Raw genomic sequence first — 25,856 nt, 5'->3', positions numbered from 1 at the left:
AGCACGTCGATATCGATGAACGCAAATATAGACGCGTGTCGAAGCACGTGGGAGGATGAGCCCATGACGATCGAGCTGCTTCCCATCCAGGACGTCACGGCGTGCTGCTCGCCCGTCACCACCGAGGCGATGGACCAGGCATCCGCCGAGGTCCTCGCGAAGTCGCTCAAAGCGATCGCCGACCCGGCACGGCTCCGGCTGATCTCGATGGTCGCCGCACACGACGGCGCCGAGGCCTGCGTGTGTGACCTGCAGGAACCGCTCGGCCTGTCCCAGCCGACCGTGTCGCACCACCTCAAGGTCCTCGTCGACGCCGGGATCCTGCACCGCGAAAAGCGCGGCACCTGGGCCTACTTCTCACTCATCCCTGGTGCCCTCGACACCCTTGCCGGCCTCATCACCGCGCCGACGCGATAGCCCTCAGTCACGCCCGACGTTCTCTGCGAGTGGTGGGCCGAGCGGCGGGGCACTTGCCCTTCGCCCCCTGGGGTTGCTGGTACTGCAGGAACTGGTGCAGGCCCGCTGACCGGACGGACGGCGGGCCTGAACTCGATCACGGTCGACTCCGTCTAGACGAGCGTCAGCGTTGGACGAGAGTCGACTTCGCCGAGGAGACGACGCACCCGTGACGGCTTCCATGCGAGCTCGGCCGCGATAGATGCGATCGTCACGTTGCTTCTGCTCGCGAGCTCAACTGCTTGAGCAAGCATCCCGGGCACCTCGCCCGGATACTGACGTACAGGTCGCGAAGTAACCGCTGGGGTCCCGGCGAGCTCGTGGAGCTTGATGTACGCACGCCGCGCAGCAGAGTCCGAGATCAGTCCGAGCTCCTTGCTGCGGTAAACCAGCGCTTGAACCGACACTCCCCAGTGCTCACTGAGCTGAGCAAGCTTTCGCATGTCGAACCTGCTCGGAAGTTCGTGTCGGACGACGTTGGTCGGCATGAGGAATTCAGCAGCAAAACGGTCTGCTTGCCGCTCTAGGGCAGGGTCTCCCGCGCTGTACTCCCCATGCATGAGCAGGTGACCGAGTTCGTGCGCAGCAGTGAAACGGTGCCGGAACACGTCATCCACTTTGTCGACCGAGAGCACCATGAGCGGCCGATCGAACGCGAGAGTCGAGAACGCATCGATGCGAGCCACCTCTTCCTCCACCATCGGCACGAGCACTGCGACGATGCCTTTGCTCTCGAGCAGTCGTACGAGATGACGGACGGGCGTACCGCCCAACCCCCAAAACTGACGAACAGCTCGGGCCGTCATCACCGGATCGAACGGTTGCCTGGCCTCAGAGTCAAGACGAGGCAGGCTGACCTCGGGCAGGCGAACATGCCGCTCGATGACGTTGACGAGCTCCCACACCTGCTCCGTGTAAGACGTCGCCTTCGCTCGCTGACGAGCCGTCGTTGACCGAAGGCTGCGGAAGAACGCGTCTCCGGACTCAAGCTTGGACTGCGGGCGTCCAGCAGAGAAAAACTCGGGTAGAACGTCGAGAGCGGAGGCGAGTGCGCCCACGAGTTCAGGGCGCGGTGCCATGACATTCGATTCGTACTGACCCACCGCGGCGGCGGAGACACCTATAGCTGCCGCAACGTCCTGCTTCGTCTTCAGGGCAAGCTGACGTGCTTGCCGGAGCCGATCACCGTCGAAGGCCTCGGCGACCTTCTCTAGCGAGAGGGACACCCGTCCGGCAGTACCGAATGCTCGATCAAGATTCATCGGTACCAGTGTCCTCGCCTTCGACGAGCCCAAGCGACACCTCCGGCGCATCGCCGGCCGAGAAGGAATCCATTGGCTGCTCGAGATCGAGGGCCACAAGTCCCAGGTCGGCCGCGACTTCGACCGCCGTCGGGAGTTGCTCGCGGTGCACCCAGAGCACCGTTCCGTCGTCACTGACGCGCACGTCTCCGATGTGGATCCGTTCGACGCCGCTGCGGTCGGAGCCCTCGACGACAACGAGAACTGCACGAGTGGCCGTACCGAACTCCGAGTCATTGACGACCTCTCCGCCCGCGTCGAGGAGGTCGTAGTCGTCCCCGAAGTTCAGAGGAGTGTCCACCTCGACCGGCGAGAGCCGCAGGATGCGCTGGCGAATCGCGGACGTGATCTTGAAGTCGTCGATCCCGTTGGTGCTCGCCGGGAGCTTGGCCGCCAACACCAGCGTCGTGTTGAGGACGGCGACACGGTAACGGCCACCCGCGGGCCGAACGACCTCCGCGCCAAGGTCTTCGAGCTCCGCCGCTACGTGATGCGCGAGCGAGATCCACGTGGTCGCGCCGTACGCTTCATTGGTGCGCAGGCGGCTACTGGTCTTCGCGTCATGCCCATCTGCCTGAGCCGACGCCGCGGCGCGAGCGAGCCCCGCGGCAACGTCCGCGCTGTCAGCGCCGAACGCCTCGAGCATCCAGTAAGTCGGCCGGTAATCGGTGCTGCTCATTGTCCTGCTCCCGGGAGTCGAGGGTCGTCGTCGTCAACAATCATACATCGAAACTTTAGAAAAGTGCTCCAAACAGTCATCTACGGTTTGGTCTCGACGCTAGCTGCGGACACTCCGCGGCCACTCACCCAGCCCGAGCCAACGCGGAAGGCGCGCCCGGACGGTCGGCCGCCGTGAGCCGGGCTGGTCTGCCGCCCGCCTCGCCTCCCTTGGACCTGATGGTGCCCACGGTGCTGTTAGGCGACGGAACATCAATGTCGCCCCTGAGTACAACGTGTTCACCGCCGTGACCGATACCTGTTCGGTGGCAGTTGGACACGTTGCTTGGCATACCAGAAGCGGGCGGGCCCTCGACCCGGCGTCAAGTTGAGCCGAATCAGCCCGGGAGGTTCGCGAGCGTGTCCAGCGCCGCGGGTCGCGACAAGTTGGCTTTCAATCGCGACAACTTGCGCTTCAAAACGACGACTTGTCTTTCACTTCACATGTGTGCGCGACGACAGGCGCCTACTGCGGCATGTCGACGAACCGCGAGAACATCCCGTGGAACGCCACGGTGATGGTGTCCGTCGGCCCGTTACGGTGCTTCGCCACGATCAGGTCCGCCTCACCCTGACGTGGGTTGTCCTTCTCGTACGCCGACTCCCGGTGCAGCAGGATGACCATGTCGGCGTCCTGCTCGATGGAGCCGGACTCACGCAGGTCGGAGATCGCGGGCTTCTTGTCGGCACGCTGCTCGGGCCCACGGTTCAGCTGTGACAGGGCGATGACGGGCACCTGGAGCTCCTTGGCCATCAGCTTCAGGGCACGCGAGAACTCGGAGACCTCTTGCTGGCGGCTCTCGACCTTCTTGCCCGAGGTCATCAGCTGCAGGTAGTCGATGACCACGAGCTTCAGGTTGTGCTGCTGCTTGAGTCGACGGCACTTGGCGCGGATCTCGACGAGCGTCATGTTGGGGGAGTCGTCGATGAAGAACGGGGCGTCGTTGATGCGACCGCGGGTCTGCGCGATGGTGGTCCAGTCGCGGGAGTCCACGGTGCCCTTGCGCATGTTCTGCAGCGGCACGCTGGTCTCGGCGGAGAGCAGACGCATGGCGATCTCGGCGCGGCCCATCTCGAGCGAGAAGAACGCGGCGGTCTGGTCGTGCTTGATCGCGGCGGCGCGGCACAGGTCGAGCGCGAGCGTCGACTTGCCCAGCGCAGGGCGGGCGGCGACGATGATGAGCTGTCCGGGGTGGAAGCCGTTCGTCAGGCCGTCGAGCTGCGCGAACCCGGTCGGCACGCCGGTCATCTGGCCGTCGCGGCCCTTGGCGGCCTCGATCTCGTCGAGCGCGGCGGAGATGGCGTCGGTCAGCGGGACGTAGTCCTCGGTCTGCACACCACCGGCGACGTTGTAGACCTCGGCCTGGGCGCTGTTGACGAGGTCGGTGACCTCACCTTCCGACGCGTAGCCCATCTGGACGATGCGGGTGCCGGCGTCGACCAGCCGACGGAGCACGGCCTTCTCGGCGACGATGCCGGCGTAGTAGCCGGCGTTCGCGGCGGTCGGCACCATGCTCGTGACGCTGTGCAGGTACTCGGCGCCGCCGGCGCGGGACAGCAGGCCGGTCTTGGTCAGCTCGTCGGTGACGGCGATGACGTCGGTGGGTTCACCGTGCGAGTAGAGCGACAGGATCGCGTCGAAGATGACCTCGTGCTTGGGGACGTAGAAATCCACGCCGCGTGCGGTCTCGATGACGTCGGCGACGGCGTCCTTCGACAGGAGCATGCCGCCGATGGTCGACTGCTCCGCGAGCATGTCGTGCGGCGGGGTGCGTTCCATGCCGCGCTCCGCGTAGTCCTGCGGTGCGGGCTCAAGATGTGCGATCGACACACGCTCTCCTCTGTTGACGACACGGACCGGAAGCGGCGGGTCAGCACCCACCGGCCGGAACCCGCACCCCTGTTTCTACCCCCGGCGACCGACATCCCCGAGTCGCTGGCCCAACCTATGGCCCGAGAGTTATCCCCAACAAACGGCCCTGTGGATAACTCTGTGGAGAGGTTGCGGAACACGCCGAACTGCTGTGTGGACAACTGTGGAGGAGCCTGTGGAAAAAGGCCCGTACGAACACACTTTCGACCGCTTGAACTGGGCTTTTGTGTTGCACACGATGTGTGGAAAAGTGGGGTTCAACTACCCGTTGAAGGTTCCGATTTGACACGTTTCCACTGTGTAAAACGACTTGACAAGCACCCCTCCTGTGGGAAGAGTTCTCGGCCCGCTCCCAGCCAGCCTGACCCCGCCTGCAACGTAACCAGCCAGCCGAGTCGACCCGCGCCTCCAGGCCGGTGACCGTCTCGGCGACAGCCGTACGACAAGCCGCGCGACCGCCCCTGGAACGCAACGACGGGCGGGCCTCCCGGAGGAGACCCGCCCGTCGTGGAGCGGAACGTCAGTGCTACTTGGCAGCGACGACCTGGAGCGAGATCACGGCAGTGATGTCCTCGCGCAGGCGCACGGTGGCCTCGTGGTCACCGACGGTCTTGATGGTCGCGGGGACCTCGACCTTGCGCTTGTCGAGCGAGCCGACGCCCTGCGCCTGGACGGCGTCAGCGACGTCACCCGGACGGACGGAGCCGAACAGACGACCGTCCTTGCCGGCCTTGACCGACAGGGTGATGGTCGCGTTCTCGAGCTTCATCTTGAGGTCCTGTGCCTCTTCGATGGTGGCGAGCTCGCGCGCGGTACGCGCGGCACGGATCGACTCGACCTGCTTCTCGCCGCCCTTGGACCACGCGACAGCGAAGCCCTGGGGGATGAGGTAGTTGCGGGCGTAGCCGTTCTTGACGTCGACGACGTCACCAGCGGAACCGAGGCCGGAGACCTCGTGGGTGAGGATGAGCTTCGACATGTGTCGACCTCCGATCAGCGGCCGGAGCCGGCGTAGGGGAGGAGCGCCATCTCACGGGCGTTCTTCACGGCACGGGCGATGAGGCGCTGCTCCTGGACGGAGACGCCGGTGATGCGACGGGCGCGGATCTTTCCACGCTCCGAGATGAACTTGCGAAGGGTCGCAACGTCCTTGTAGTCGATGACGCCGACCTTGATCGACTTCGCGGGAGCAGCGTTCTTGCCGCCCTTGCCGCGAGGCTTCCGGCGGTCGCCGGTGCTCTTTCCAGCCATAGTGATTTGTCCTTAGAAGAAAAGTTGTGTGTCCGTCGGAACCGGGAGGATCAGTCCGGAACTCGCAGTTGCCGCTGTCAGGCGGCGCTGCGTGCTCCGATCAGAACGGGGTCTCGTCGTCGAAGTTGCCGCCGGGGGTGCTCCACACGTCGTTCGACTGTGCGTTGCCGCCACCCTGCTGGCCGCCCTGGGGAGACCAGGGCGCGTCCGACTGAGCGCCACCGTTGTTGTTCCAGTTGCCGCCGCCGTTGCCCGCGGGGGCGTTGCCGCCGCCGCCGACCTGGCCACGACCGCCGCCACTGCCACCCGCTGCGCGGGTGATCTGTGCGGTCGCGTAGCGGAGCGACGGGCCGATCTCGTCGACCTCGAGCTCGATGCTCGTGCGCTGCTGGCCCTCACGGTCCTGGTAGGAACGCTGACGCAGACGACCCTGCGCGATGACGCGCGAGCCCTTGGTCAGCGACCCCGCCACGTGCTCGGCGAACTCGCGCCACACACTCGCACGGAGGAACAGCGCGTCGCCGTCCTTCCACTCGTTCGCCTGACGGTCGAACGTGCGAGGGGTCGACGCGATGGTGAAGTTCGCCACGGCGAGCCCGTTCTGCGTGTAGCGCAGCTCGGGGTCCGCGGTGAGGTTGCCCACCACCGTGATGACGGTTTCGCCGGCCACGGGTTACTCGGCGCTCGCGGTCGCGGTCGCGGTTGCGGCCTGGGAGGCGTTGGCGGCCTTGCGGGCCGCCCGTGCCTCGTCACGCTGCTTCTGGGCGGCGACCTGCGCGATGCCCTCTTCAGCGCGGAGGACCTTCGTGCGGAGCACGGCCTCGGAGAGACCGAGCTGACGGTCGAGCTCCTTGGCGGCCTCGGGCGACGACGTGAAGTCGACGACGGCGTAGATGCCCTCGGACTTCTTCGCGATCTCGTACGCGAGCCGGCGACGGCCCCAGACGTCCACGTTGTCGACGGTGCCACCCGCGTTGCGGATCACGGCCAGGAACTTGTCCAGGCTGGGAGCGACGGTGCGCTCATCGATCTCGGGGTCGAGGATCGCCATCAGTTCGTACTGGTGCATGCGGAACCCACCTCCTCTGGTCTCAGCGGCCCCGGGCGGTTCCCGGGGCAGGAGGGTTGATGCATGTGCCCCAGACCACGCAGGTGCGCGTGGGGCAACCTGGGTAGCCTACCGGACTGCCTGGAGGCGCGCCACCGGCCTGTGGAGAACGGTTCCGCCCGTCAGGCGGTCGCGTCTCAGGTGCCGGTGGCGCCGGTGGCGCCGGTGCCGCCGGTCTCGCCCCGGGCGGCCCACCACGCGCGCAGGCGCTCCTCGGCGGTCTCCTCGCCGAGGGGTCCTTCGTCCATCCGGGCCTCGAGCAGGAACCGGTAGGCCTCGCCCACGGCACGCCCCGGCGGGATGTCGAGGATGCGCATGATGTCGTCGCCGGTCAGGTCCGGACGGATCGACTCGAGTTCCTCTTGTTCCGACAGCACCCGGATGCGTTCCTCCAGGTCGTCGTACGCGAACGCCAGCCGGTCGGCCTTGCGGCGGTTGCGGGTGGTCACGTCCGAGCGGGTGAGCTCGTGCAGTCGCTCGAGCTGGTCCCCGGCGTCGCGGACGTAGCGGCGGACGGCCGAGTCGGTCCAGGCGCCCTCGGTGTACCCGAAGAAGCGCAGGTGCAGCTCGATCAGCCGGGACACCGCGGCGATGGTGTCGTTGTCGAAGCGGAGCGCACGGAGTCGCTTCTTCGCCATCTTCGAGCCGACCAGGTCGTGGTGGTGGAAGCTCACGGCGCCGCCGGGCTCGAGCTTGCGCGTCGCGGGCTTGCCGATGTCGTGCAGCAGCGCCGCGAGCCGGAGCACGGTGTCCGGGGGATCGCCGGCGTGCCGTTCGGCCTCGTACCCGATGGCCTGCTCGAGCACGGTGAGCGAGTGCTCGTAGACGTCCTTGTGGTGGTGGTGCTCGTCGACCTCGAGCCGCATCTCGGGCAGCTCCGGCAGGAACCGCTCGGCGAGGCCGGTGTCGACGAGCAGCCGGATGCCGGGGACGGGGTCGCTGGTGTTGAGGAGCTTGACGAGCTCGTCGCGCACGCGCTCGGCGGACACGATGTCGATCGACGCGACGAGCTCCTGCATCGCGGCGCGCACGTCGTCGTCGACGGTGAACCCGAGCTGGGACGTGAACCGGGCCGCGCGCATCATCCGCAGGGGGTCGTCGCGGAAGGAGACGACCGCGGTCTGCGGCGTCCGGAGCCGGGCGGCGAGCAGGTCCTCGACACCGCCGTGCACGTCGACGAGTTCGCGGGCCGGCAGCCGCAGCGCCATGGCGTTCACCGTGAAGTCGCGACGGAGCAGGTCGTCCTCGATGGTGTCGCCGAACGCGACCTCGGGCTTGCGGGTCTCGCCGTCGTAGACGTCGCTGCGGTACGTGGTGATCTCGACCTGCTCGCCGGCGACCCGTGCGGCGATGGTGCCGAACTGGCGGCCGACGTCCCACGTGGCGCTCGCGATGGGTTCGACGATCCGCAGGATGTCGTCGGGCCGGGCGTCGGTCGTGAAGTCGAGGTCGGTCACCGGACGGCCGAGGAACGCGTCACGGACGGGCCCGCCGACCAGGGCGAGTTCGTGTCCGGCGTCGGCGAAGGCCCGAGCGAGGAGGTCGACGGGCTCGGTGGTGGCGAGTGCGTCGAGTCGTTCGACGGCCTGGGCAACGGACTGCATGACGGTGCTCATCCTCCCAGATCGAGGGCCCGAGTTCTCCACAAGCCGCGCGCGCACGGGTCCTGTTCATGGTCGCGCCTCATACACTCGTGCTCGGCCCGAACCGACCCCGTGGCCCGCTCCCCGTATGCAGATGCTCCGCACCACGCTCGCCGCAGCCGCGTCGACCCTCGTCGCGCTCGGCCTGGTCGTCGCGCCCGTCACCACCGACCACGCCTCGGCCGCCACGGTCTCCGCACCGAAGAGCCACGTCGCCGACCCAGCCGCCGCCGACGCGGGGAAGGCGACCATCTCGATCGCCCCCGCGAACCGGGGGATCGTCCAGCGCGACCAGGACCTCACCCTGTCGGTCACCGTCACGAACGACACCGACGCAGCCCTGCCGGCGGGCACCGCGGAGTTCGACATCTTCCGCTCGGTGAGCACCCGGGACGTCCTGGCGAGCTGGCTCAACGACACCACCACAACCGGTTACCTCGGCGCCCCGATGGACTCCGTGGACATCCCGGCGGTCCCGGCGCACCGTTCGGTCACGATCGACTCGGTCGACATCGTCTCCGGCAACGTGGCACTCGGCGGGTACTCGTCGTTCGGTGCCCGGCGCATCGCGGCGGAGTACACGGCGGGTGACGCCTTCGCCGTCGACCGGTCCGCGATCACCTGGTACCCGGACTTCGAGCAGGCTCCGGTCAGCGTGTCCGTCGCGATGCCCGTCACGGTGCCGAAGTCCACCGACGGCATCCTCACCGCCCCGGTGCTGGCCGCCGCGACCTCGGTGGACGGCACCCTCACGCAGCAGCTCGACGCGGCCGAAGACCACAACGTCGCCGTGGCCGTCGACCCCCGGATCATCGCCTCGATCCGGATCCTCGGCGAGAACGCCCCCTCGAGCGCGGTCAGCTGGCTCCAACGCCTGCAGGCCATGCGCAACGAGACCTTCGCGTTGCCATACGCCGACGCGGACGTGACCGGGCTCCGGCAGGCCGGGTCCGACGGCATCCTGTCGCCGATCTCCCTCGACGAGTCCGTCAAGGCCGAGAACTTCCCCGGCGCCGAGACCCCGGCGCCGACGCCGAGCGCCACCCCGGGGCAGACCTCGTCACCGGCGCCCGCCCAGGCCCCGGACGACGCCACGACCGACCCGGGGACCGACCAGGCGCAGGAGACCCTGCCCACCACGGAGTCCCTGCTCGACTTCCCCTACTCGATGGACCCGATCGCCTGGCCGACCGACGGCACGGTGTCCTCCGACGACCTCCCCGCACTCCGGCGAGCCGGTACCAAGACCACCATCGTCTCGAGCGGCAACACCTCGGCCGGCGCGGACACCACGATCGCCGCGTCCGAGAAGATCGGCGGCGACCACGTGCTCGTCTCCGACCAGTCGATGTCGTCGATGCTCCGCCGCGCAGCGACCGCCCCCGACCGCCAGAGCTGGTCGTCGACGATGTCCGAGCTCACCGCGACACTGGCCACCTCGGCCCGTGAAGGCTCGGCGACGGGCCCGATCCTGCTCACCCTGGGTCGCGAGTGGCCGTCCGACTCCACGCGGCTCAGCCAGGCGCTGGACGCGCTCGAAGGCACGCCGTGGGTCGCTCCCGCCGACCTCTCCACCGCCTCGGACGCCACACCCGGGTCACTGACGCTCGCCAGCGCGTCCACCGGCGAATCCCGCATCGACCAGCTCCAGAAGCTCGTGCGGGGGGAGCAGGGCCTCACCGCGTTCGCGACGATCCTCGGCGACCCGAACCAGCTGACGGCCCCGGCACGGCTCCGCCTGCTCGCCCTCGCCTCGAACGCCTGGCGCGATGACGACCAGGGTCTCGCAGCCGCGGTGGAGGCCCGAGCGGCCGCGTGGGCGAAGAGCACGACCGAGGTCGGCATCGTCGACTCGAGCAGTCTCACCCTGCTCGGCGACCGGTCGTCGCTGCCGGTGTCCATCCGGAACAGCTCCGACTACCCGGTCACGGTGCACCTGTCCGTGCAGCCGTCCAACTCGGCGCTCCGCGTCGTCCGCAACGACATCGTCGTCGAGATCCAGCCGGACTCCTCCACCCGTGCCACCGTCCCGGTGCAGTCGGTCGCGAACGGCACGGTCGAACTGACGATGTCGCTCTCGAGTCCGACCGGTGTCGCCGTCGCCCAGCCCGCCACGGTCGAGCTCAACGTGCAGGCGCAGTGGGAGACCGTCATCACCGCGGTCGCTGCGATCGCCCTGATCGGCATCTTCGGCTTCGGCATCTTCCGCAGCATCCGCAAGCGCATCCGGCGCCGCAACGGCGAACTCGACGACGAGGATGACGACGACCCGAACCGCCCCCTGGCGGTCCAGCCGACGGTCGGGGGCGCGCAGGCGACGACGACCCGGCCTGGAGGCACGGATCGCCCCTCCGGAGCAGCCACCGCACCCAGCGTGGCCGCGTCCACGGCCGCTGCGGCCGCAGGAACGCCGGCCGCCACGTCGACCACGGCGCCGGCCGCGGCGGTGGACCACGGCCCCCTGCAGGACGCCATCGCGCGCGCCGGGGCCGAGCCGCGCCTCCCGTCCGACGCAGCACGCACCACCGTCGCGGACGACCGCGACGCCGAGGAGCCGACCATCAGCGCCAGCCAGCCCCAGCCCGACGTCGACGCCGAGCCGGTCGCCGAGCGCAGTCTCGGCCGGGCGAGCGCGATGCTCGCGGCGGGCACGATGGTGAGCCGGATCCTCGGCTTCGCGAAGACGTTCGTGCTCGCGTACGCGATCGGGCAGAACGCGAGCCCCTCGGCCAACGCCTTCGCGGTCGCGAACCAGCTGCCGAACAACATCTACGCGCTCATCGCCGGCGGTCTGCTGTCCGCCGTGCTCATCCCGCAGATCGTCCGCGCGATGAAGACCGGCACGGACGGCGGCCAGGCGTACGTCAACAAGATCGTGACGCTCGGTGGATCCGTGTTCATCGTCATCGCGATCGTGGCGACGGTGTTCGCACCGTTGCTGGTCCGGTTCTACACGAGCTCATCGGTCGGCTCCGGGCCCGAGGCGACCGACCTCGCCGTCGCCTTCGCGTTCTGGTGCCTGCCGCAGATCCTCTTCTACGCGATGTACTCGCTGCTCGGCGAGGTCCTCAACGCGAAGCAGGTCTTCGGGCCGTTCACGTGGGCGCCGCTGCTCAACAACGTCATCGCCATCGGCGGCCTCGTCGTGTTCATCGCCCTGTACGGCACCAGCGGCAGCCAGCTCGACCAGTGGACGCCGGCGAAGATCGCACTCCTGGCCGGCAGCGCATCGCTCGGTGTCTTCGCCCAGGCCGCGTTCCTGCCGTTCTTCTGGAAGCGCGCCGGCCTGTCGTTCCGCCCCGACTTCCGGTGGCGCGGCGTGGGCCTCAAGTCCACGGGGACCGCTGCCGGCTGGCTCTTCGCGATGATCCTCGTCACCCAGATCGCCGGCATCGTGCAGTCGCAGGTCGCGTGGCTCGGACGGGACGACGGTCCGGGCAACGCCGTGCTCGGAAACGCCTGGCTGATCTTCATGCTCCCGCACTCGATCATCACGGTGTCCATCGCGACGGCCTACTTCACCCGGATGAGCCACGACGCCGAGCGCGGTGACCTCGACGCGGTCCGCCGCAACCTGTCGCTGTCCCTGCGCATCGTCGGGCTGTTCACCGTCTTCGCCTCGGTGGCACTGATCGTCGTCGCGGTCCCGTTCGGCCGCCTGTACGAGGGAACGTTCGAGAGCGCGCTGCAGGTCGGTGCCGTGCTCGTCGCCTACATGCCGGGTCTCGTCCTGTTCAGCATGCTGTTCGTCATCCAGCGCGTCTTCTGGGCGATGCACGACCACCGCACCCCGTTCCTCATGCAGTGCATCCAGTCGGTGCTCTTCGTCATCGGGGCCCTGGCGGTCTCGACGTTCCCGACCTCGGTCATCGGCATCGGTGTCGCCGCCTGCACCACGATCGCCGGATCGGCGCAGACGATCGTCGCGCTCGTGGTCGTCCGCAAGCGGCTGGGGCACATCGAGGGGCCGGTGATCACCCGGTCGCACGTCCAGTTCGTCATCGCGGCGCTGATCTCCGGCGTCGTCGGGCTCCTCGTCGTGAACTTCTTCGGTGCCTTCTCGGAGTCCGGGTTCGCGATGTCCGACCGCACCGGGGCCCTCATCACGATCGTCCTGACCGGCGCCGCGATGGTCGCCGTGTACTTCGGAGCCCTGGTCGTCGCGAAGAACGGCGAGATCGGCAACGCCGTCCGGATGCTCCGCAGCAAGCTCGGCCGCTGATCCCAGCCGAGCACCGCACGCTCACGGGTCGTGCGGAATGCCACGCCGGTACGATGGGTTGACCCGGTCAGACGCAACGGAAGGGCAATCAGGCATGCGCCAGCTCATCATCATCGGTTCCGGTCCGGCCGGGTTCACCGCCGGCATCTACGCAGCGCGCGCAGAGCTCAAGCCGCTCATCGTCGCCTCCAGTGTCGAGACGGGCGGTGAACTCACCAAGACGACCGAGGTCGAGAACTTCCCCGGCTTCCCCGAGGGGATCCAGGGCCCCGACCTCATGATCAAGATGCAGGAGCAGGCCGAGAAGTTCGGTGCCGAGGTCCTGTACGACGACGCCGTCTCCGTCGACCTGACCGGCAAGGTCAAGAAGGTCACCGTCGGCTCGGGCGAGACGTACGAGGCCCTCGCGGTCATCTACGCCACCGGCTCGGCGTACCGCCACCTCGGTCTCCCCGACGAAGAGCGCCTGTCCGGCCACGGTGTCTCGTGGTGCGCGACCTGCGACGGCTTCTTCTTCCGCCAGAAGAACATCGCTGTCGTCGGCGGTGGCGACTCCGCGATGGAAGAGGCGACGTTCCTCACCCGCTTCGCCGACAAGGTGACGGTCATCCACCGCAAGGACTCGCTGCGTGCGTCGAAGATCATGCAGGACCGCGCGATGAACGACCCGAAGATCGAGTTCGCGTGGAACAAGGCGGTCACCGGCATCACGGGTGACTCCGCGGTCGAGGGCGTCACCCTCACGGACACCGTGACGGGTGAGGAGTCCGAGCTCGCACTGGACGGCCTGTTCATCGCGATCGGCAACGACCCGCGCACGCACCTGATCCACGGCCAGATCGACATCGCGCCCGAGGGCACGATCGCTGTCCAGGGCCGCTCGTCGAAGACCAACCTGCCGGGTGTCTTCGCCGCCGGTGACGTCATCGACCCGACCTACCGCCAGGCCATCACGGCCGCCGGTTCGGGTACGGTCGCCGCGCTCGACGCCGAGAAGTACCTCGCCGAGCTCGACGACGAACTGACGAACGAGGCCGAGGGTGTCGGTCCGACCGAACCCGCCATGGTCGATGTCATCGCCTCCCGGGCCTGAGCAGTCTCGGAATACCACGACGGCATCGCCGTTGTACCCCCTGAACGACTTCTCGAAGGAGCACACATGTCCAACGCCAAGGCTGTCACCGACGCCACCTTCTCGGACGAGGTCCTCAAGTCCGACAAGACGATCCTCGTCGACTTCTGGGCCGAGTGGTGTGGCCCGTGTCGCGCCGTCTCGCCGATCCTCGACCAGATCGCCGAAGAGCACGCCGGCAAGATCGAGATCGTGAAGCTCAACGTGGACGACAACCCCCAGTCGGCCATGAACTACCAGATCACGTCGATCCCGGCGATGAAGGTCTTCAAGGGTGGCGAGGTCGTCAAGACCGTCATCGGCGCCAAGCCGAAGCCCGCGCTCGAGGCCGACCTCGCCGAGTTCCTCGCGTAGGTCGCCCCGCACGAACGGCCCCGCTCTCCCCGGAGAGCGGGGCCGTTCTCGTCCGGAGCCACCGGATGCCGATCGGCCCCGTCGCGGAACCCGGGTTCCCCGGGCCGATGTCGTAGTGTGGCGGGAATGTCCCACTGAACGGAGCACTCGATGACGAACGGCAACAGCCTCGACCCCTGGTACGACTCCTACGCCCAGCGCACCGCCGGGCTGAGCGCCTCCGAGGTCCGAGCCCTGTTCGCCGTCGCCTCGCGCCCCGAAGTCGTCTCGCTGGCCGGCGGCATGCCGTTCGTCTCCGCGCTCCCCAGGGAGCTCGTCACGGGCTCTCTGGACCGTGTCATGAACGAGCACGCCGCCATGGCGCTCCAGTACGGCGGGGGACAGGGCCTGCGTTCCCTCCGCGAGCACATCGTGGACGTCATGAGCCTCGAGGGCATCCGTGCCAGCGCCGAGGACGTCGTGGTCACCACGGGCTCACAGCACGCGCTCGACCTCGTCACGCGGCTGTTCATCGATCCCGGCGACGTCGTGCTCGCCGAGTCGCCGTCCTACGTCGGTGCGATCGGTGTCTTCCGGTCGTACCAGGCCGAGACGGTGCACGTGACGACCGACGAGCTCGGGTTGGTCCCCGAGGCGCTGCGTGAGGCGATCGCGAACCTCCGCACCCAGGGCAAGCGGATCAAGTTCCTCTACACGATCCCGAACTTCCACAACCCGGCCGGCGTCACGATGAGCCGAGAGCGACGCATCGAGGTGCTCGACATCTGCCGGTCGAACAACATCCTCGTGCTCGAGGACAACCCCTACGGACTCCTCTGGTTCGACGAGCCGGCACCCCAGGCCATCCGCTCGATCGACGAAGAGGGCGTCGTGTACCTCGGCTCCTTCTCCAAGACGCTCGCGCCCGGGTTCCGCGTCGGCTGGGCACTCGCGCCGCACGCGATCCGCGAGAAGCTCGTGCTCGCCAACGAGTCGGCCGTCCTCGCGCCGAACTCCTTCGGCCAGTACGTCGTGAACGCCTACCTCGACGCCGCGGACTGGAAGGGTCAGGTCGACACCTTCCGGGGCATCTACGCCGAGCGACGTGACGCCATGCTGTCCGCGTTGGGGGAGTTCCTGCCCGACCTGTCCTGGACCAAGCCGAACGGTGGTTTCTTCGTCTGGCTGACGCTGCCGGAGTCGCTCGACTCCAAGGGCATGCTGCCGCGTGCTGTCAAGGAGCTCGTCGCTTACACGCCGGGGACGGCGTTCTACGCCGACGGACGTGGCGGTGGACACATCCGCCTGTCGTTCTGCTACCCGACGCCGGAGCAGATCCGCGTCGGCGTCAAGCGGTTGGCGAACGTCGTCAACGACGAGCTCGAACTCATCGAGACCTTCGGGCCGACCACGCGCCCCAACACGGTGGTGCGAGCGACATCGTCCGTCAGTGCACCGCCGCCGAACATCTCCTGATCAGCACTTTTGCGCGACGCTGATCGCACAGCACCGCAGTTCCACACCGGAGGACCCCGCATGGCCGAGCTCACCCGTCGTCACGTCGTCGTCGTCGCCGGAGGCATCTCGCACGAGCGGGACGTCTCCCTGCGATCCGGTCGCCGGGTCGCCGACTCACTGACCGGCTACGGCTGGCATGTCGATCTCCGCGACGCCGACGCGCTCCTGTTGCCCGCCCTCGCGGAGTCCCGCCCGGACGTCGTGTGGCCGGCACTGCACGGAGCCTCCGGTGAAGACGGGGCCCTGCGGGGCATCCTGGAGGCCGTGGACATCCCGTTCGTCGGCTCGCGTTCGACCTCGGCTCGGCTGGCATGGGACAAGCCCACGGCGTCCGCACTGGTCGCCCGCGCCGGCGTCCGGACCCCTCGTTCGGTGACGCTGTCCCACGACGTCTTCCGTGAGCTCGGCGCTGTCGGCGTCCTCGAGTCGATCGCCACCGAGCACCCGGTGCCACTCGCCGTGAAGCCCGCACGTGGCGGGAGCGCCCAGGGCGTGACCCTCGTCGACGACGTCAACGACCTGCCACGCGCCATGGTCACTGCCTACACGTACTGCGACGACGTCGTGGTCGAGCAGCTCATCCGCGGCACCGAGGTGGCCGTGGGGATCATCGACACCGGCGACGGCCCGGTCGCCCTCTCCGCCGTCGAGATCGTGCCCCGCAACGGTATCTACGGCTTCGAGGCTCGCTACAACGCGGGGGAGACGACCTTCTACACGCCGGCGCGGCTGTCAGACGAGTTCGCGGCGGCAGCGGCAGAAGCAGCAGTCGCCGCGCACACGGCCTTGGGACTCCGTCACCTGTCGCGCGTTGACCTGATCATCGACGGCGCCGGAACACCGTGGTTCCTCGAGGCCAACGTGCTCCCCGGGCTCACGGAGACGTCTTTGCTGCCGCAAGCGCTCTCAGCGTCGGGCTTCGACCTCGGTTGGACCTACGCCGAGCTCGCCGAGCAGGCCATCCGGGACCACCGCGCCTGATCAGTGCCGCGCGATGTTCCACGTGGAACACCGCGCGCTCGGGACCACGCCGGCGTGGTTGACGGACTTCGATGTTCCACGTGGAACGTCGCACTGCTCATCCGGCCGATCTCATCGACGGATCACAACGGTTGGCGCGTCGTCCTCGTTCCACCGGAACAGCACCAAGTGCCACAGGCCGGGGCTCTTCCGAGACGGATCGATGAGTCCGTCGGCGCCGATCTCGAGCAAGCGGTCGCGCACCTGCCACGAGCCGGGCGTACCACCGGCGGCGGCGATGTCCTGCCATGGAGCAACAGTGTCCTGCAGGTCGATGCCGATCGAATCGAGCGTGCCTGGATCACACAGGTCGACGATTCGTGCAGCGTCGACATCGATCGCGACGATCTCCAACGTCTCCGCACGGACGTCCCTGTGCGCGACCATCGCAGCTTCGACTCCTCCGACCGACGCACTGAGGTACAACGTCGGCTCATCGGCCCTGGAATACCGGCCCACGGAGCGCGATCCCGCGATCGCGAACTCTCGGAACCTCGGATCTACGGCCCGGAAGAACGTCCCCCGGATCGCCGGCGTGAAAGGCGAGCCGCTGGTGGTCACGACGCCACCATCTCAGCTGAGGCCGATCGCGTCCACCGAAGGCGCAGCATCGTCCGGAGCGCTGCGTTGCCGCCAGAGCGCGCGGCAGGAGTAGCGCGTCCGTGGACCCCGGCTCCGGCGTCCCAGAGGCTCACAGCGCCCCACAGCGCCGCGTGAGGCCTGCTTCAGCTCTCGAGGTCCCGCACGCCGAGCTCGGCGAGGATCCGGTTGAGATCGTCGCCGTTCGCGAAGTCGATGGTGACCGAGCTCTTCCGGGCGCCGACCGCGATCTTCACCCGGGTGTTCAACCGGTCACCGAGCCGCTCTGCGAGGTCGTCGAAGTGCGCCTGACGCTTCGACGGCTCGGGCTTCGGCTTCGTCTGCGGGGTCTTCGCGGCGAGTTGCTGCGCGATCGCCTCAGCCACCCGGACCGAGAGGTCTTCGTTGACGATCTTCTCTGCCAGGTACTCCATCGCCTCTGCGTCCGGCGCAGCGAGGATCGCACGAGCGTGCCCGGCAGAGAGGACACCTGCGGCCACTCGGCGCTGGACGGGGGAGGGGAGGCGCAGGAGCCGGATGGTGTTGGTGATCTGCGGTCGAGACCGACCGATGCGCTGACCGAGCTGCTCCTGCGTGATGCCGAAGTCCGCGAGGAGCTGCTGGTAGGCAGACGCTTCTTCGAGGGGGTTGAGCTGTGCCCGGTGGAGGTTCTCGAGCAGTGCATCCCGGAGCATCGCGTCGTCAGGGGTGTCCTTCACGATCGCAGGGATCGTGCTCAGCCCGAGTTCCTTGGTGGCTCGCAGACGACGCTCACCCATGATGAGCTCGTACTGCGGCTCCGTCCCCGTCGCGCCGGCGATGGGACGCACGACGATGGGCTGTAGGACGCCGATCTCGCGGATGGAGTGGACAAGCTCCTGGAGCTCCTCTTCGCGGAACTCCTTCCGCGGCTGCTGCGCGTTGGGGATCACGTCGAGCGGGTTGAGGTTCGCCAGACGGGCGCCCGGCACTGCCACGAGATCGTCCGCCGTCGGCGCGGAGGCGGGGGAGCCCCCGGTCGGGAAGAACACATCCACGGGACGGTCCTGCTGGTCCGTCGCTGTGGGGATCAGGGCGCCGATGCCTCGGCCGAGCCCGGTTCGCTTCGGTGCCATCAGTGCTTCGCTCCTCGTGCTGCGATCTCGGCGGCCGCTTCCAGGTAGGACAGCGACCCGGTGGAGTTCACGTCGTACGCGACGACGCTCTGCCCGTAGCTGGGTGCCTCGCTCACTCGGACGGAACGGGGGATCATCGCCTTGAGTACCTGGTCACCGAAGTGCTCCCGGACGTCGTTCGCCACCTGGTTCGCCAAGTTCGTGCGGCTGTCGTACATCGTGAGGAGGATCGTGGACACCCGGAGGTTCGGATTGAGGTGGCGCTCGATCAGCTCGATGTTCCGCAGGAGCTGGCTCAGCCCTTCGAGCGCGTAGTACTCGCACTGGATCGGGATCAGGACCTCTTGTGCCGCGACGAACGCGTTGATCGTCAGCAGACCGAGCGACGGCGGGCAGTCGATGAAGACGTAGTGGTACGGCTCGTCGAGCGATTGCAGGTACATGTCGAGCGCGGTCCGCAGGCGTTGCTCACGTGCAACGAGGGAGACGAGCTCGATCTCTGCACCGGCGAGGTGGATCGTTGCCGGCACACACCAGAGCGTGTCCGACTCGGGGGAGGCCTGGACAGTGTCGGCCATCGGTGCCTCATCGACGATGACGTCGTAGATGCTCGCGACCTCGGCCTGGTGATCGACGCCGAGTGCGGTCGACGCATTGCCCTGCGGGTCGAGGTCGATCACGAGCACTCGAGCGCCACCGTGGGCGAGTCCCGCTGCGAGGTTGACCGTCGATGTCGTCTTGCCGACGCCACCCTTCTGGTTCGAGACGGTGATGATCCGCGTCTCAGCAGGCAGCGGGAACTGCTGCGTCGCAATCGCGCGGCGGCGACGGTTGAGGTCGGCGATCTCGCGAGCGAGCGGTGTCGACGCGTCGTAGTCGGTCGATGAACTCAACGAGTGCCTCTTCCCCGGTTCGATGTTTCACGTGGAACGCGGAGCCACTGGCGGCCGGATGACCCGGCCCGAGCCGCAGCGTCAGTCAACTGTAGCCCGGAAGACGCGAGTGGTCTCGTCGACCACACCGTCTCCGAGCTCGAGCACCTCGACGTCGGAGAGGCGCTTCCGGAGGATCACCTTGCGGGCCTTCTCGATCTCTTCGTCGACACGCGCACCCTTCATCAGGATGAGCTGGCCACCGGACCGAACCAAGGGCACGGTCAGGGGGATCAGCTTCGAGAGCGCGCTGACGGCCCGAGCGGTGACCTGGTCGACCACCACTTCGTCAGCGACGTCCTCTGCACGGCCACGGAGCACCGTCACGTTCTGCAGGCCGAGCCGGTCGGCCTCAGCGCGGAGCCAATCCGTCCGACGCTCCATCGGCTCGATGAGCACGAACTCGACGTCGGGGCGGGCGATGGCGAGCACAAGGCCTGGCAGTCCTGCCCCGGAACCGACGTCCGCAACCCGGCCACGCGCCTCCAGGAGGGGTGCCAGCAACGCAGAATTGAGGATATGTCGAGTCCACAGCCGGGGGAGCTCGAGCGGGCCGATCAGGCCCAGCTCCTCACCTCGTCGCGCCAGCTCGTCCGTGAACGACCGCGCCACCTCGATCTGGTCGCCGAACAGCGTCACGGCGGCAGCAGGCTCGGTCTCCAGCACCGGTGCGGCCGTGGGGGCCACTGGCTCGTCCGTCATCGGGTGACGACCGTGTGGCGGTCCCGACCCTCACCCTCGGACTCCGAGTGGAAGCCTTTCTCAGCGACCAGGTCGTGGACGAGCTTGCGCTCGTACGACGACATCGGGGGGAGTGCTGCCGTCGACGAACCGGCTTCGATCCGCTCGACCGCGGCGTCGACGAGACGCTGGAGTTCCTCGGCACGGGCGTCGCGCGAGCCGCCGACGTCGAGGATGAGCCGACTGAACTCGCCGGTCTCCGCCTGCACCGCGATGCGGGTGAGTTCCTGCAGTGCGGTCACCGTGTCGGGCTTCGAGAGGACACGAAGTGCCTCTCCGTCGTCGGTGACCGACAAGTACACGCGACCGCCGCGTTCCTCGATCTCGATGTCACCATCGAGATCACAGATGTCGAGGAGTTCCTCGATGTAGTCCGCTGCGATGTCCGCTTCGTCGCGGACGTCTTCGGTCTCGGTGTCCGTCGTCTCGACGGCGGCCGCGGTGTCCTGCTCGGTCACTTACTTCTTCCCGTTCTTCTTCTGGCGCTGCTTGCCGACCGGCTGCTGACGCTGGGTGGTGACGCGCACGGGCTCGATCTCCGTCGCGCCGACGCCGGCGCCGGCCTCGGCGAGGACCGGAGTGGCCGTCCCGCGACGCTGGGCCTTCTTGGCGAGGCGGGCTTCACGAGCCAGAGCAGCTTCGGAACCCGGGGTCGGCATGCTGCGGATGACGAAGTACTGCTGCGCCATCGTCCAGAGGTTCGAGGCGAGCCAGTAGAACATGACGCCGAGGGGGAAGCTGAGGCCCGAGATCACGAAGACCAGCGGGAGGATGTACAGCATCATCTTCTGCTGGCGGTACATCGGAGACTCCTTGGTCTCCGGCGACATGTTCTTGGCGACGAGCTGCAGCTGCGTGATGAACTGCGACGCGGTCATGACGACGATCATGAAGCCGGCGATCGCGCGGACCTCCCAGCCGGAGGCGTTCGTGAACGTCTCGTGCAGCGGAGCGCCGAACAGCGCCGCGTTGCCGAACGAGGCCGCGAGGTCGTTCGTCAGCAGGCCGATGCCGGTCTTGTTGATCTGCGCTTCGTGCAGCACCGAGTACAGCGAGAAGAAGATCGGCATCTGCAGGAGCAGCGGCAGGCAGGAGCTGAGCGGGTTGGTCCCGGTCTCCTTGTAGAGCGCCATCGTCTCGCGGCTCATGGCCTCGCGCGAGAACTGGTCCTTCTTGCCCTTGTACTTGTCCTGGATCTTCTTCAGCTGCGGCGCGACCTCGAGCATGCGACGCTGCGACTTGATCTGCCGGACGAAGATCGGGATCAACGCCGCGCGGACGACGAACGTCAGGAAGATGATCGAGAGCACCCACGTGATGCCCGCGCTCGGGTCCATCCCGATGCTCTCGAAGATCCAGTGGAAGCCGACGAGGATGGCCGAGACCACCCATTTGAGCGGCCAGAGGACGAATCCGATGATGTCCATGGGGACGGCTACGCCTTTCGAGTGCGCTGGGGGAGCAGGACCGGCCGGGCCGTTCCGACCGCGGGGTGCGGCTGCTGCGGGATCGGCGCGAGGACGAACCCGAACCGGTTGACGACGAACGGGTGACGACGTTCCTTGACGTCGTCGATGCCGCCGGCAGCCCAGGGGTTGCAGCGGGCGATGCGCCAGGCGCCCATGGCGGATCCGCGCACGACGCCGTACTGCTGGATCGCGTCGAGGGCGTACCGGGAGCACGACGGGTGGTAGCGGCAGACGTTGCCGTACAGCGGGGAGATCACCGCACGGTAGGCCCGGAGCACGACGACGCACGCGTTGCGTGGGAGCAACGCGATGACCCAGGCCAGCCGGGTCCACAGAGTGCGGTTCATGCTGCCTTCTCCACCCCGCGCGCGAAGGAGCGCGTGACGTCTTCGAGCAGGGTAGGCCATCCGGCCTGCGATGCGGCTGGCAGTACACGGACCACCACGTCGAACCCTTCTGGGCACTCGACGAGCAGGTCGTGCGCGATCGCCTTGAGCCGCCGCCTGATCAGGTTCCGGGTCACGGCGTTGCCCACCGTCTTCGCGACGATGAAGCCGAAGCGTGTCGGTCCGTCGCGGTCGGCCGGTTGGCGGACCACGGACACGACGACGTGCGCCGTGGCGCTCTTGCGACCACGACGCACGACGTTCCGGTAGTCGTCCCCGCGCACGATGCGGTTGGCGCTGGCCAACACTGCGACGCCGGGGTCAGACCGAGGACCGGATCAGGCGGATGAGCCTGATCAGGCCGAGAGCTCGGTGCGGCCCTTGGCGCGACGCGCCGACAGGATGGCGCGGCCGGCACGCGTCCGCATGCGGAGGCGGAAGCCGTGCTTCTTGGCGCGGCGACGGTTGTTCGGCTGGAAGGTGCGCTTGCTCATGATGTTCTCCACACGGCTGCTCGCGGCGAGCCGTCACGTATGTGTAGTCGTCCGGGTGCGGACGACGCAGATGGGCGCGACCAAAGGGCCGCAGTCAACTGGTTAACGGTACGTGACAGCGGCGGGCAGGTCAAACCCCAGGCGGACAGGTGGTGCCGTCACACCCGTGGCTGGTGTCGCTCGAGCCCATTCTCCACATTGGGGACAACTTCCGTTCGGTGGGACTCGGTCCGGTCCTTTACAGTGGTGTGATCGATCGCCTCGAAGGCCCGGTACGACAGGGAAGTACTCCTGTCGGACGACTCGGAGCGGTCGTGGACAACACTGTGGACAACCCTGTGGGAACCTCCGTGGCAACGAGGCTTCGGAGAACTCTCCGGAGCCACCGACGATCCGCCGGAGACGACCCTGTCCCGAGTGCGGTCGCCGAGGACGCCACGGCATGTCCGACCCCGCGGGACGCACTCTCGTCCGGCAGCGAACGCACGACACGACCCCTGGAGACGAGCGCGACATGACGATGCCGGCCGACCCCGTCGAGGACCTCTGGTCATCCGTACTCCGAATCCTCGCCGAGGACCCCCGCATCACGCCGCAGCTCCACGGGTTCCTGAACCTGGTCGAGCCGAAGGGCGTGCTCGCCGGCACCCTGTATCTCGAGGTCCCGAACGACCTGACCCGCGGCATGCTCGAGCAGCGAATCCGCATCCCGATCACCGAGGCCGTCGCACGCATCGGCGACGACTCGGTCGCGAACTTCGCGATCACGGTCAACCCGGACATGGCGTCGGAGCCGCGGGTGGACCCCAACGTGCCGGAGTACGCCGAACCCGTGCAGGAAGCCGTCGAGCAGAGTGCCGCGCCGCGTCAGTACATCGAGGCGCCGTTCGTCCCGAGCCAGATCGACTCTCCCGGCACCAGCGGGCGCCCGGAGTCGCGGCTCAACCCGAAGTACAACTTCGACAACTTCGTCATCGGCTCGTCGAACCGGTTCGCCCACGCCGCAGCCGTCGCCGTCGCCGAGGCACCGGCCAAGGCCTACAACCCGCTCTTCATCTACGGGGACTCCGGACTGGGCAAGACCCACCTGCTCCACGCCATCGGGCACTACGCCGAGAGCCTCTACCCGGGGATCCGCGTCCGCTACGTGTCGAGCGAGGAGTTCACCAACGACTTCATCAACTCGATCGCGAACAACCGGTCGAACCAGTTCCAGCAGCGCTACCGCGACATCGACATCCTGCTGATCGACGACATCCAGTTCCTGCAGGGGAAGGACTCCACCCAGGAGGCCTTCTTCCACACCTTCAACACGCTGCACGACCACAACAAGCAGGTCGTCATCACGTCGGACGTGGCGCCGAAGCACCTGACCGGGTTCGAGGACCGGATGCGGTCGCGCTTCGAGTGGGGTCTGATCACCGACGTCCAGGCGCCCGAGCTCGAGACGCGCATCGCGATCCTCCGCAAGAAGGCGCAGTCCGACCATCTGCAGGTGCCCGACGACATCCTCGAGTTCATGGCGTCGAAGGTGTCGAGCAACATCCGCGAGCTCGAGGGCACCCTGATCCGGGTCACCGCGTTCGCGAGCCTGAACCGGACGGCCGTCGACATGGCGCTGGTGCAGACGGTGCTCAAGGACCTGATCACCCTCGACGAGGACAACGTCGTCGCGCCGACGGACATCATCAACCACACCGCGGAGTACTTCAAGCTCTCCGTCGACGACCTCTACGGCTCGTCCCGCTCCCAGGCGATCGCCACGGCACGACAGATCGCGATGTACCTGTGCCGTGAGCTGACGAGCCTGTCCCTGCCCAAGATCGGGCAGCTGTTCGGCAACCGCGACCACACCACGGTCATGTACGCGAACAAGAAGATCACCGAGCTGATGAAGGAGCGTCGGTCGATCTACAACCAGGTCACCGAGCTCACCAGCCGCATCAAACAGGACCGCCGCTACCGCTGAGATCGGCGGGTTCCCGGACCCATCCACCATCTGAGACGGTTCCATGGGCCGGAGTTCTCACAGTGTGGATAGCCTGTGGATAACTGTGGAGGACACGCCGCCCGGTTGTACACAGGTGGGGGGTCGCCTGTGGAGACTGGGGATGGAAGTGGATAGATGAGATTCATTCATCCCGTTAACGCTCACACACCGCTCACAAGTCACAAGCGTGTAGTTCCCTACTCCGGACCGGGATGCACAGGGTTATCCACAGTGTGCACAGGCGTTAACACCATTACTCCTGGTTAACGATCAATCTCCGCGGGACAACCTTGTGGACGGCGGGATGACAAGAAATCCGGCGCTCCTCCGCCTGTGCCAGAATGGGGCGGCCGGACAGTCCAAGCCGATCGACAGGGGTTCCAGCTGTGAAGTTCGAGGTCAACCGGGACGTCTTCTCCGAAGCCGTCTCCTTCGCAGTGAAGCTCCTCCCGCAGCGCACGACCCTGCCGATCCTGTCGGGCGTCCTGATCCACGCCGATGGCGATCGCCTGACGCTCTCGTCGTTCGACTACGAGGTCTCGGCGCAGACGTCGATCTCGGCGCAGATCGACGAACCGGGCACCGTCCTGGTCTCCGGCCGGCTGCTGAACGACATCGCGAGCCGGCTGCCGAACGCCCCTGTGTCGTTCACCACCGAGGACGCGAAGATCTCGGTCACCTGCGGTTCGGCACACTTCACGCTGCTGTCCATGCCGGTCGAGGAGTACCCGACGCTGCCGGAGATCGGTCCGCAGACGGGTGTCATCCCGGGCGACGCGTTCTCCGAAGCCGTGTCCCAGGTCGCCGTCGCCGCCAGCCGTGACGACGTCACCCCGGTGATCACGGGCGTGCAGCTCGAGGTCGGCGACAACGACCTGTCCCTCATCGCGACCGACCGCTACCGTGTCGCCGTCCGCACCATCGCGTGGGACTCCGGCCGAGTCGGCTCGGACCCCCTGCACGCACTGGTCCCGGCCCGCACCCTGCAAGAGGTCGGCCGCACGTTCGGTTCGGCGTCGACGGTGTCGGTGTCGATCAGCGGCAACTCGGACCGCGAGCTCATCGCCTTCCACGCGGACGACAAGACCGTGACGTCGCTGCTCATCAAGGGCAACTACCCGCCGGTCCGCCGGCTCTTCCCCGAGACCGTCAACGACCACGCGGTGATCAACACCGCGGAGCTGGTCGAAGCGGTCCGACGGGTCTCCCTCGTCCTGGAGCGCGAAGCCGCGCTCCGGTTCTCCTTCACGGTCGACGGGCTCACGCTCGAGGCGATCGGATCCGAACAAGCGCAGGCGTCAGAGTCGATCAGTGCGTTGTTGACCGGCGAGGAAACGGTGGTCTCGTTGAAGCCCGCCTTCCTCCTGGACGGGCTGAACGCGGTGCACTCCGAGTTCGTCCGCATCTCCTTCACCAAGACGGAGAACCCCAACAAGCCGGGCCCGGTGCTGATCACCGGCCAGACTTCGCAAGAGGCCGCAGCGACCGATGGATACCGGTACCTGCTGCAGCCCAACCTGCTGCTGCGATAGGCGCAACAGGCAACCTGCGCTGGCGCACACCACCGGCAGCATCA

Annotated in this window: 25 protein-coding genes; 8 read left to right on the top strand and 17 right to left on the bottom strand. The window is 67.5% G+C overall.

Annotated features, from left to right (window positions below):
- The first annotated feature begins 63 nt into the window (after positions 1-63).
- Positions 64-417, top strand: a complete 354-nt coding sequence (locus BIU95_RS01160; protein WP_071249977.1) for a metalloregulator ArsR/SmtB family transcription factor — start codon at positions 64-66, stop codon at positions 415-417.
- A gap of 152 nt (positions 418-569) precedes the next feature.
- Here BIU95_RS01160 and BIU95_RS01155 read toward each other — a convergent pair whose 3' ends face one another.
- From BIU95_RS01155 to BIU95_RS01120, 8 genes are all read right to left on the bottom strand, one after another.
- Positions 570-1,718: an ImmA/IrrE family metallo-endopeptidase gene (locus BIU95_RS01155; protein WP_071249975.1), complete on the bottom strand. Its 1,149-nt coding sequence runs from the start codon at positions 1,716-1,718 to the stop codon at positions 570-572.
- Positions 1,708-2,436 (bottom strand): hypothetical protein, encoded by a 729-nt coding sequence (locus BIU95_RS01150; protein ID WP_071249973.1) that lies wholly within the window; start codon positions 2,434-2,436, stop codon positions 1,708-1,710. The genes BIU95_RS01155 and BIU95_RS01150 overlap by 11 nt, the downstream gene beginning before the upstream one ends.
- 504 nt (positions 2,437-2,940) lie before the next feature.
- Complete coding sequence (dnaB, locus tag BIU95_RS01145; protein ID WP_017887836.1) at positions 2,941-4,254, bottom strand: replicative DNA helicase; 1,314 nt, start codon at positions 4,252-4,254, stop codon at positions 2,941-2,943.
- Between the two features lie 619 nt (positions 4,255-4,873).
- Positions 4,874-5,326 (bottom strand): 50S ribosomal protein L9, encoded by a 453-nt coding sequence (gene rplI, locus BIU95_RS01140; RefSeq protein WP_017887835.1) that lies wholly within the window; start codon positions 5,324-5,326, stop codon positions 4,874-4,876.
- Between the two features lie 14 nt (positions 5,327-5,340).
- Positions 5,341-5,598, bottom strand: coding sequence for a 30S ribosomal protein S18 (rpsR, locus tag BIU95_RS01135; RefSeq protein WP_017887834.1), 258 nt, complete (start codon positions 5,596-5,598; stop codon positions 5,341-5,343).
- A 100-nt stretch (positions 5,599-5,698) separates the two neighbouring features.
- The gene (locus tag BIU95_RS01130; RefSeq protein WP_017887833.1) at positions 5,699-6,268 is read right to left on the bottom strand and encodes a single-stranded DNA-binding protein; all 570 of its coding nucleotides are present in this window, start codon (positions 6,266-6,268) and stop codon (positions 5,699-5,701) included.
- A gap of 3 nt (positions 6,269-6,271) precedes the next feature.
- Positions 6,272-6,667 (bottom strand): 30S ribosomal protein S6, encoded by a 396-nt coding sequence (gene rpsF, locus BIU95_RS01125; protein WP_042539967.1) that lies wholly within the window; start codon positions 6,665-6,667, stop codon positions 6,272-6,274.
- Positions 6,668-6,843: 176 nt separating this feature from the next.
- Entirely contained in the window at positions 6,844-8,310 is a 1,467-nt protein-coding gene (locus BIU95_RS01120) for a CCA tRNA nucleotidyltransferase (RefSeq protein ID WP_042540011.1), read from the bottom strand.
- Between the two features lie 127 nt (positions 8,311-8,437).
- On the opposite strand from BIU95_RS01120, the gene BIU95_RS19005 reads away from it, so the two are divergent.
- The 5 genes from BIU95_RS19005 to BIU95_RS01095 all read left to right on the top strand — a co-directional run bounded on the left by BIU95_RS19005 (position 8,438) and on the right by BIU95_RS01095 (position 16,535).
- Positions 8,438-12,571, top strand: coding sequence for a DUF6049 family protein (locus BIU95_RS19005; protein WP_254783234.1), 4,134 nt, complete (start codon positions 8,438-8,440; stop codon positions 12,569-12,571).
- Between the two features lie 94 nt (positions 12,572-12,665).
- A complete protein-coding gene (trxB, locus tag BIU95_RS01110; RefSeq protein ID WP_017887829.1) occupies positions 12,666-13,664 on the top strand; it encodes a thioredoxin-disulfide reductase in 999 nt (332 codons plus the stop codon).
- A gap of 66 nt (positions 13,665-13,730) precedes the next feature.
- Positions 13,731-14,057, top strand: a complete 327-nt coding sequence (trxA, locus tag BIU95_RS01105; RefSeq protein ID WP_017887828.1) for a thioredoxin — start codon at positions 13,731-13,733, stop codon at positions 14,055-14,057.
- Positions 14,058-14,207: 150 nt separating this feature from the next.
- Positions 14,208-15,512 (top strand): PLP-dependent aminotransferase family protein, encoded by a 1,305-nt coding sequence (locus BIU95_RS01100; protein WP_071249971.1) that lies wholly within the window; start codon positions 14,208-14,210, stop codon positions 15,510-15,512.
- Positions 15,513-15,572: 60 nt separating this feature from the next.
- The gene (locus BIU95_RS01095) at positions 15,573-16,535 is read left to right on the top strand and encodes a D-alanine--D-alanine ligase (protein WP_071249969.1); all 963 of its coding nucleotides are present in this window, start codon (positions 15,573-15,575) and stop codon (positions 16,533-16,535) included.
- Positions 16,536-16,646: 111 nt separating this feature from the next.
- On the opposite strand, the gene BIU95_RS01090 is transcribed toward BIU95_RS01095, so the two are convergent.
- The 9 genes from BIU95_RS01090 to rpmH form a co-directional block, all read right to left on the bottom strand.
- Entirely contained in the window at positions 16,647-17,135 is a 489-nt protein-coding gene (locus BIU95_RS01090) for an RES family NAD+ phosphorylase (RefSeq protein WP_071249967.1), read from the bottom strand.
- Between the two features lie 164 nt (positions 17,136-17,299).
- On the bottom strand, positions 17,300-18,268 hold the full coding sequence (locus BIU95_RS01085) for a ParB/RepB/Spo0J family partition protein (protein WP_071249965.1): 969 nt from the start codon (positions 18,266-18,268) through the stop codon (positions 17,300-17,302).
- Entirely contained in the window at positions 18,268-19,161 is an 894-nt protein-coding gene (locus tag BIU95_RS01080; RefSeq protein ID WP_017887823.1) for a ParA family protein, read from the bottom strand. Before BIU95_RS01080 ends, BIU95_RS01085 begins: the two co-directional genes overlap by 1 nt.
- A gap of 81 nt (positions 19,162-19,242) precedes the next feature.
- Positions 19,243-19,902 carry a 16S rRNA (guanine(527)-N(7))-methyltransferase RsmG gene (gene rsmG / locus BIU95_RS01075; protein ID WP_071249963.1) on the bottom strand — a complete coding sequence of 220 codons (660 nt, stop codon included), beginning with the start codon at positions 19,900-19,902 and terminating at the stop codon, positions 19,243-19,245.
- The gene (locus BIU95_RS01070; protein ID WP_071249961.1) at positions 19,899-20,399 is read right to left on the bottom strand and encodes a R3H domain-containing nucleic acid-binding protein; all 501 of its coding nucleotides are present in this window, start codon (positions 20,397-20,399) and stop codon (positions 19,899-19,901) included. The genes rsmG and BIU95_RS01070 overlap by 4 nt, the downstream gene beginning before the upstream one ends.
- Positions 20,400-21,368 carry a membrane protein insertase YidC gene (gene yidC / locus BIU95_RS01065; RefSeq protein ID WP_071249959.1) on the bottom strand — a complete coding sequence of 323 codons (969 nt, stop codon included), beginning with the start codon at positions 21,366-21,368 and terminating at the stop codon, positions 20,400-20,402.
- An 8-nt stretch (positions 21,369-21,376) separates the two neighbouring features.
- Entirely contained in the window at positions 21,377-21,757 is a 381-nt protein-coding gene (yidD, locus tag BIU95_RS01060) for a membrane protein insertion efficiency factor YidD (RefSeq protein ID WP_017887819.1), read from the bottom strand.
- Complete coding sequence (gene rnpA, locus BIU95_RS01055) at positions 21,754-22,104, bottom strand: ribonuclease P protein component (protein ID WP_017887818.1); 351 nt, start codon at positions 22,102-22,104, stop codon at positions 21,754-21,756. Before rnpA ends, yidD begins: the two co-directional genes overlap by 4 nt.
- Positions 22,105-22,152: 48 nt before the next feature.
- Positions 22,153-22,290, bottom strand: coding sequence for a 50S ribosomal protein L34 (gene rpmH / locus BIU95_RS01050; protein WP_022889115.1), 138 nt, complete (start codon positions 22,288-22,290; stop codon positions 22,153-22,155).
- 514 nt (positions 22,291-22,804) lie between these two features.
- On the opposite strand from rpmH, the gene dnaA reads away from it, so the two are divergent.
- Both dnaA and dnaN read left to right on the top strand, forming a co-directional pair.
- A complete protein-coding gene (gene dnaA / locus BIU95_RS01045) occupies positions 22,805-24,259 on the top strand; it encodes a chromosomal replication initiator protein DnaA (RefSeq protein ID WP_017887816.1) in 1,455 nt (484 codons plus the stop codon).
- Positions 24,260-24,666: 407 nt separating this feature from the next.
- Entirely contained in the window at positions 24,667-25,812 is a 1,146-nt protein-coding gene (gene dnaN, locus BIU95_RS01040) for a DNA polymerase III subunit beta (RefSeq protein ID WP_017887815.1), read from the top strand.
- The last annotated feature ends 44 nt before the right edge of the window (positions 25,813-25,856 follow it).

It is taken from the genome of Curtobacterium sp. MCBA15_007, assembly GCF_001864905.1.
Lineage (GTDB): Bacteria > Actinomycetota > Actinomycetes > Actinomycetales > Microbacteriaceae > Curtobacterium > Curtobacterium poinsettiae.
This window is presented reverse-complemented; position numbering and strand designations above follow the sequence as displayed.

Excerpts from the sequence above, each read along its gene's own strand:
- BIU95_RS01160 (WP_071249977.1), top strand. The coding sequence starts at position 64 with ATGACGATCGAGCTGCTTCCCATCCAGGACGTCACGGCGTGCTGCTCG.
- BIU95_RS01155 (WP_071249975.1), bottom strand. The coding sequence starts at position 1,718 with ATGAATCTTGATCGAGCATTCGGTACTGCCGGACGGGTGTCCCTCTCG.
- BIU95_RS01150 (WP_071249973.1), bottom strand. The coding sequence starts at position 2,436 with ATGAGCAGCACCGATTACCGGCCGACTTACTGGATGCTCGAGGCGTTC.
- dnaB (WP_017887836.1), bottom strand. The coding sequence starts at position 4,254 with ATGGAACGCACCCCGCCGCACGACATGCTCGCGGAGCAGTCGACCATC.
- rplI (WP_017887835.1), bottom strand. The coding sequence starts at position 5,326 with ATGTCGAAGCTCATCCTCACCCACGAGGTCTCCGGCCTCGGTTCCGCT.
- rpsR (WP_017887834.1), bottom strand. The coding sequence starts at position 5,598 with ATGGCTGGAAAGAGCACCGGCGACCGCCGGAAGCCTCGCGGCAAGGGC.
- rpsF (WP_042539967.1), bottom strand. The coding sequence starts at position 6,667 with ATGCACCAGTACGAACTGATGGCGATCCTCGACCCCGAGATCGATGAG.
- BIU95_RS01120 (WP_042540011.1), bottom strand. The coding sequence starts at position 8,310 with ATGCAGTCCGTTGCCCAGGCCGTCGAACGACTCGACGCACTCGCCACC.
- BIU95_RS19005 (WP_254783234.1), top strand. The coding sequence starts at position 8,438 with ATGCAGATGCTCCGCACCACGCTCGCCGCAGCCGCGTCGACCCTCGTC.
- trxB (WP_017887829.1), top strand. The coding sequence starts at position 12,666 with ATGCGCCAGCTCATCATCATCGGTTCCGGTCCGGCCGGGTTCACCGCC.
- trxA (WP_017887828.1), top strand. The coding sequence starts at position 13,731 with ATGTCCAACGCCAAGGCTGTCACCGACGCCACCTTCTCGGACGAGGTC.
- BIU95_RS01100 (WP_071249971.1), top strand. The coding sequence starts at position 14,208 with ATGACGAACGGCAACAGCCTCGACCCCTGGTACGACTCCTACGCCCAG.
- BIU95_RS01095 (WP_071249969.1), top strand. The coding sequence starts at position 15,573 with ATGGCCGAGCTCACCCGTCGTCACGTCGTCGTCGTCGCCGGAGGCATC.
- BIU95_RS01085 (WP_071249965.1), bottom strand. The coding sequence starts at position 18,268 with ATGGCACCGAAGCGAACCGGGCTCGGCCGAGGCATCGGCGCCCTGATC.
- rsmG (WP_071249963.1), bottom strand. The coding sequence starts at position 19,902 with ATGACGGACGAGCCAGTGGCCCCCACGGCCGCACCGGTGCTGGAGACC.
- yidC (WP_071249959.1), bottom strand. The coding sequence starts at position 21,368 with ATGGACATCATCGGATTCGTCCTCTGGCCGCTCAAATGGGTGGTCTCG.
- yidD (WP_017887819.1), bottom strand. The coding sequence starts at position 21,757 with ATGAACCGCACTCTGTGGACCCGGCTGGCCTGGGTCATCGCGTTGCTC.
- rpmH (WP_022889115.1), bottom strand. The coding sequence starts at position 22,290 with ATGAGCAAGCGCACCTTCCAGCCGAACAACCGTCGCCGCGCCAAGAAG.
- dnaA (WP_017887816.1), top strand. The coding sequence starts at position 22,805 with ATGACGATGCCGGCCGACCCCGTCGAGGACCTCTGGTCATCCGTACTC.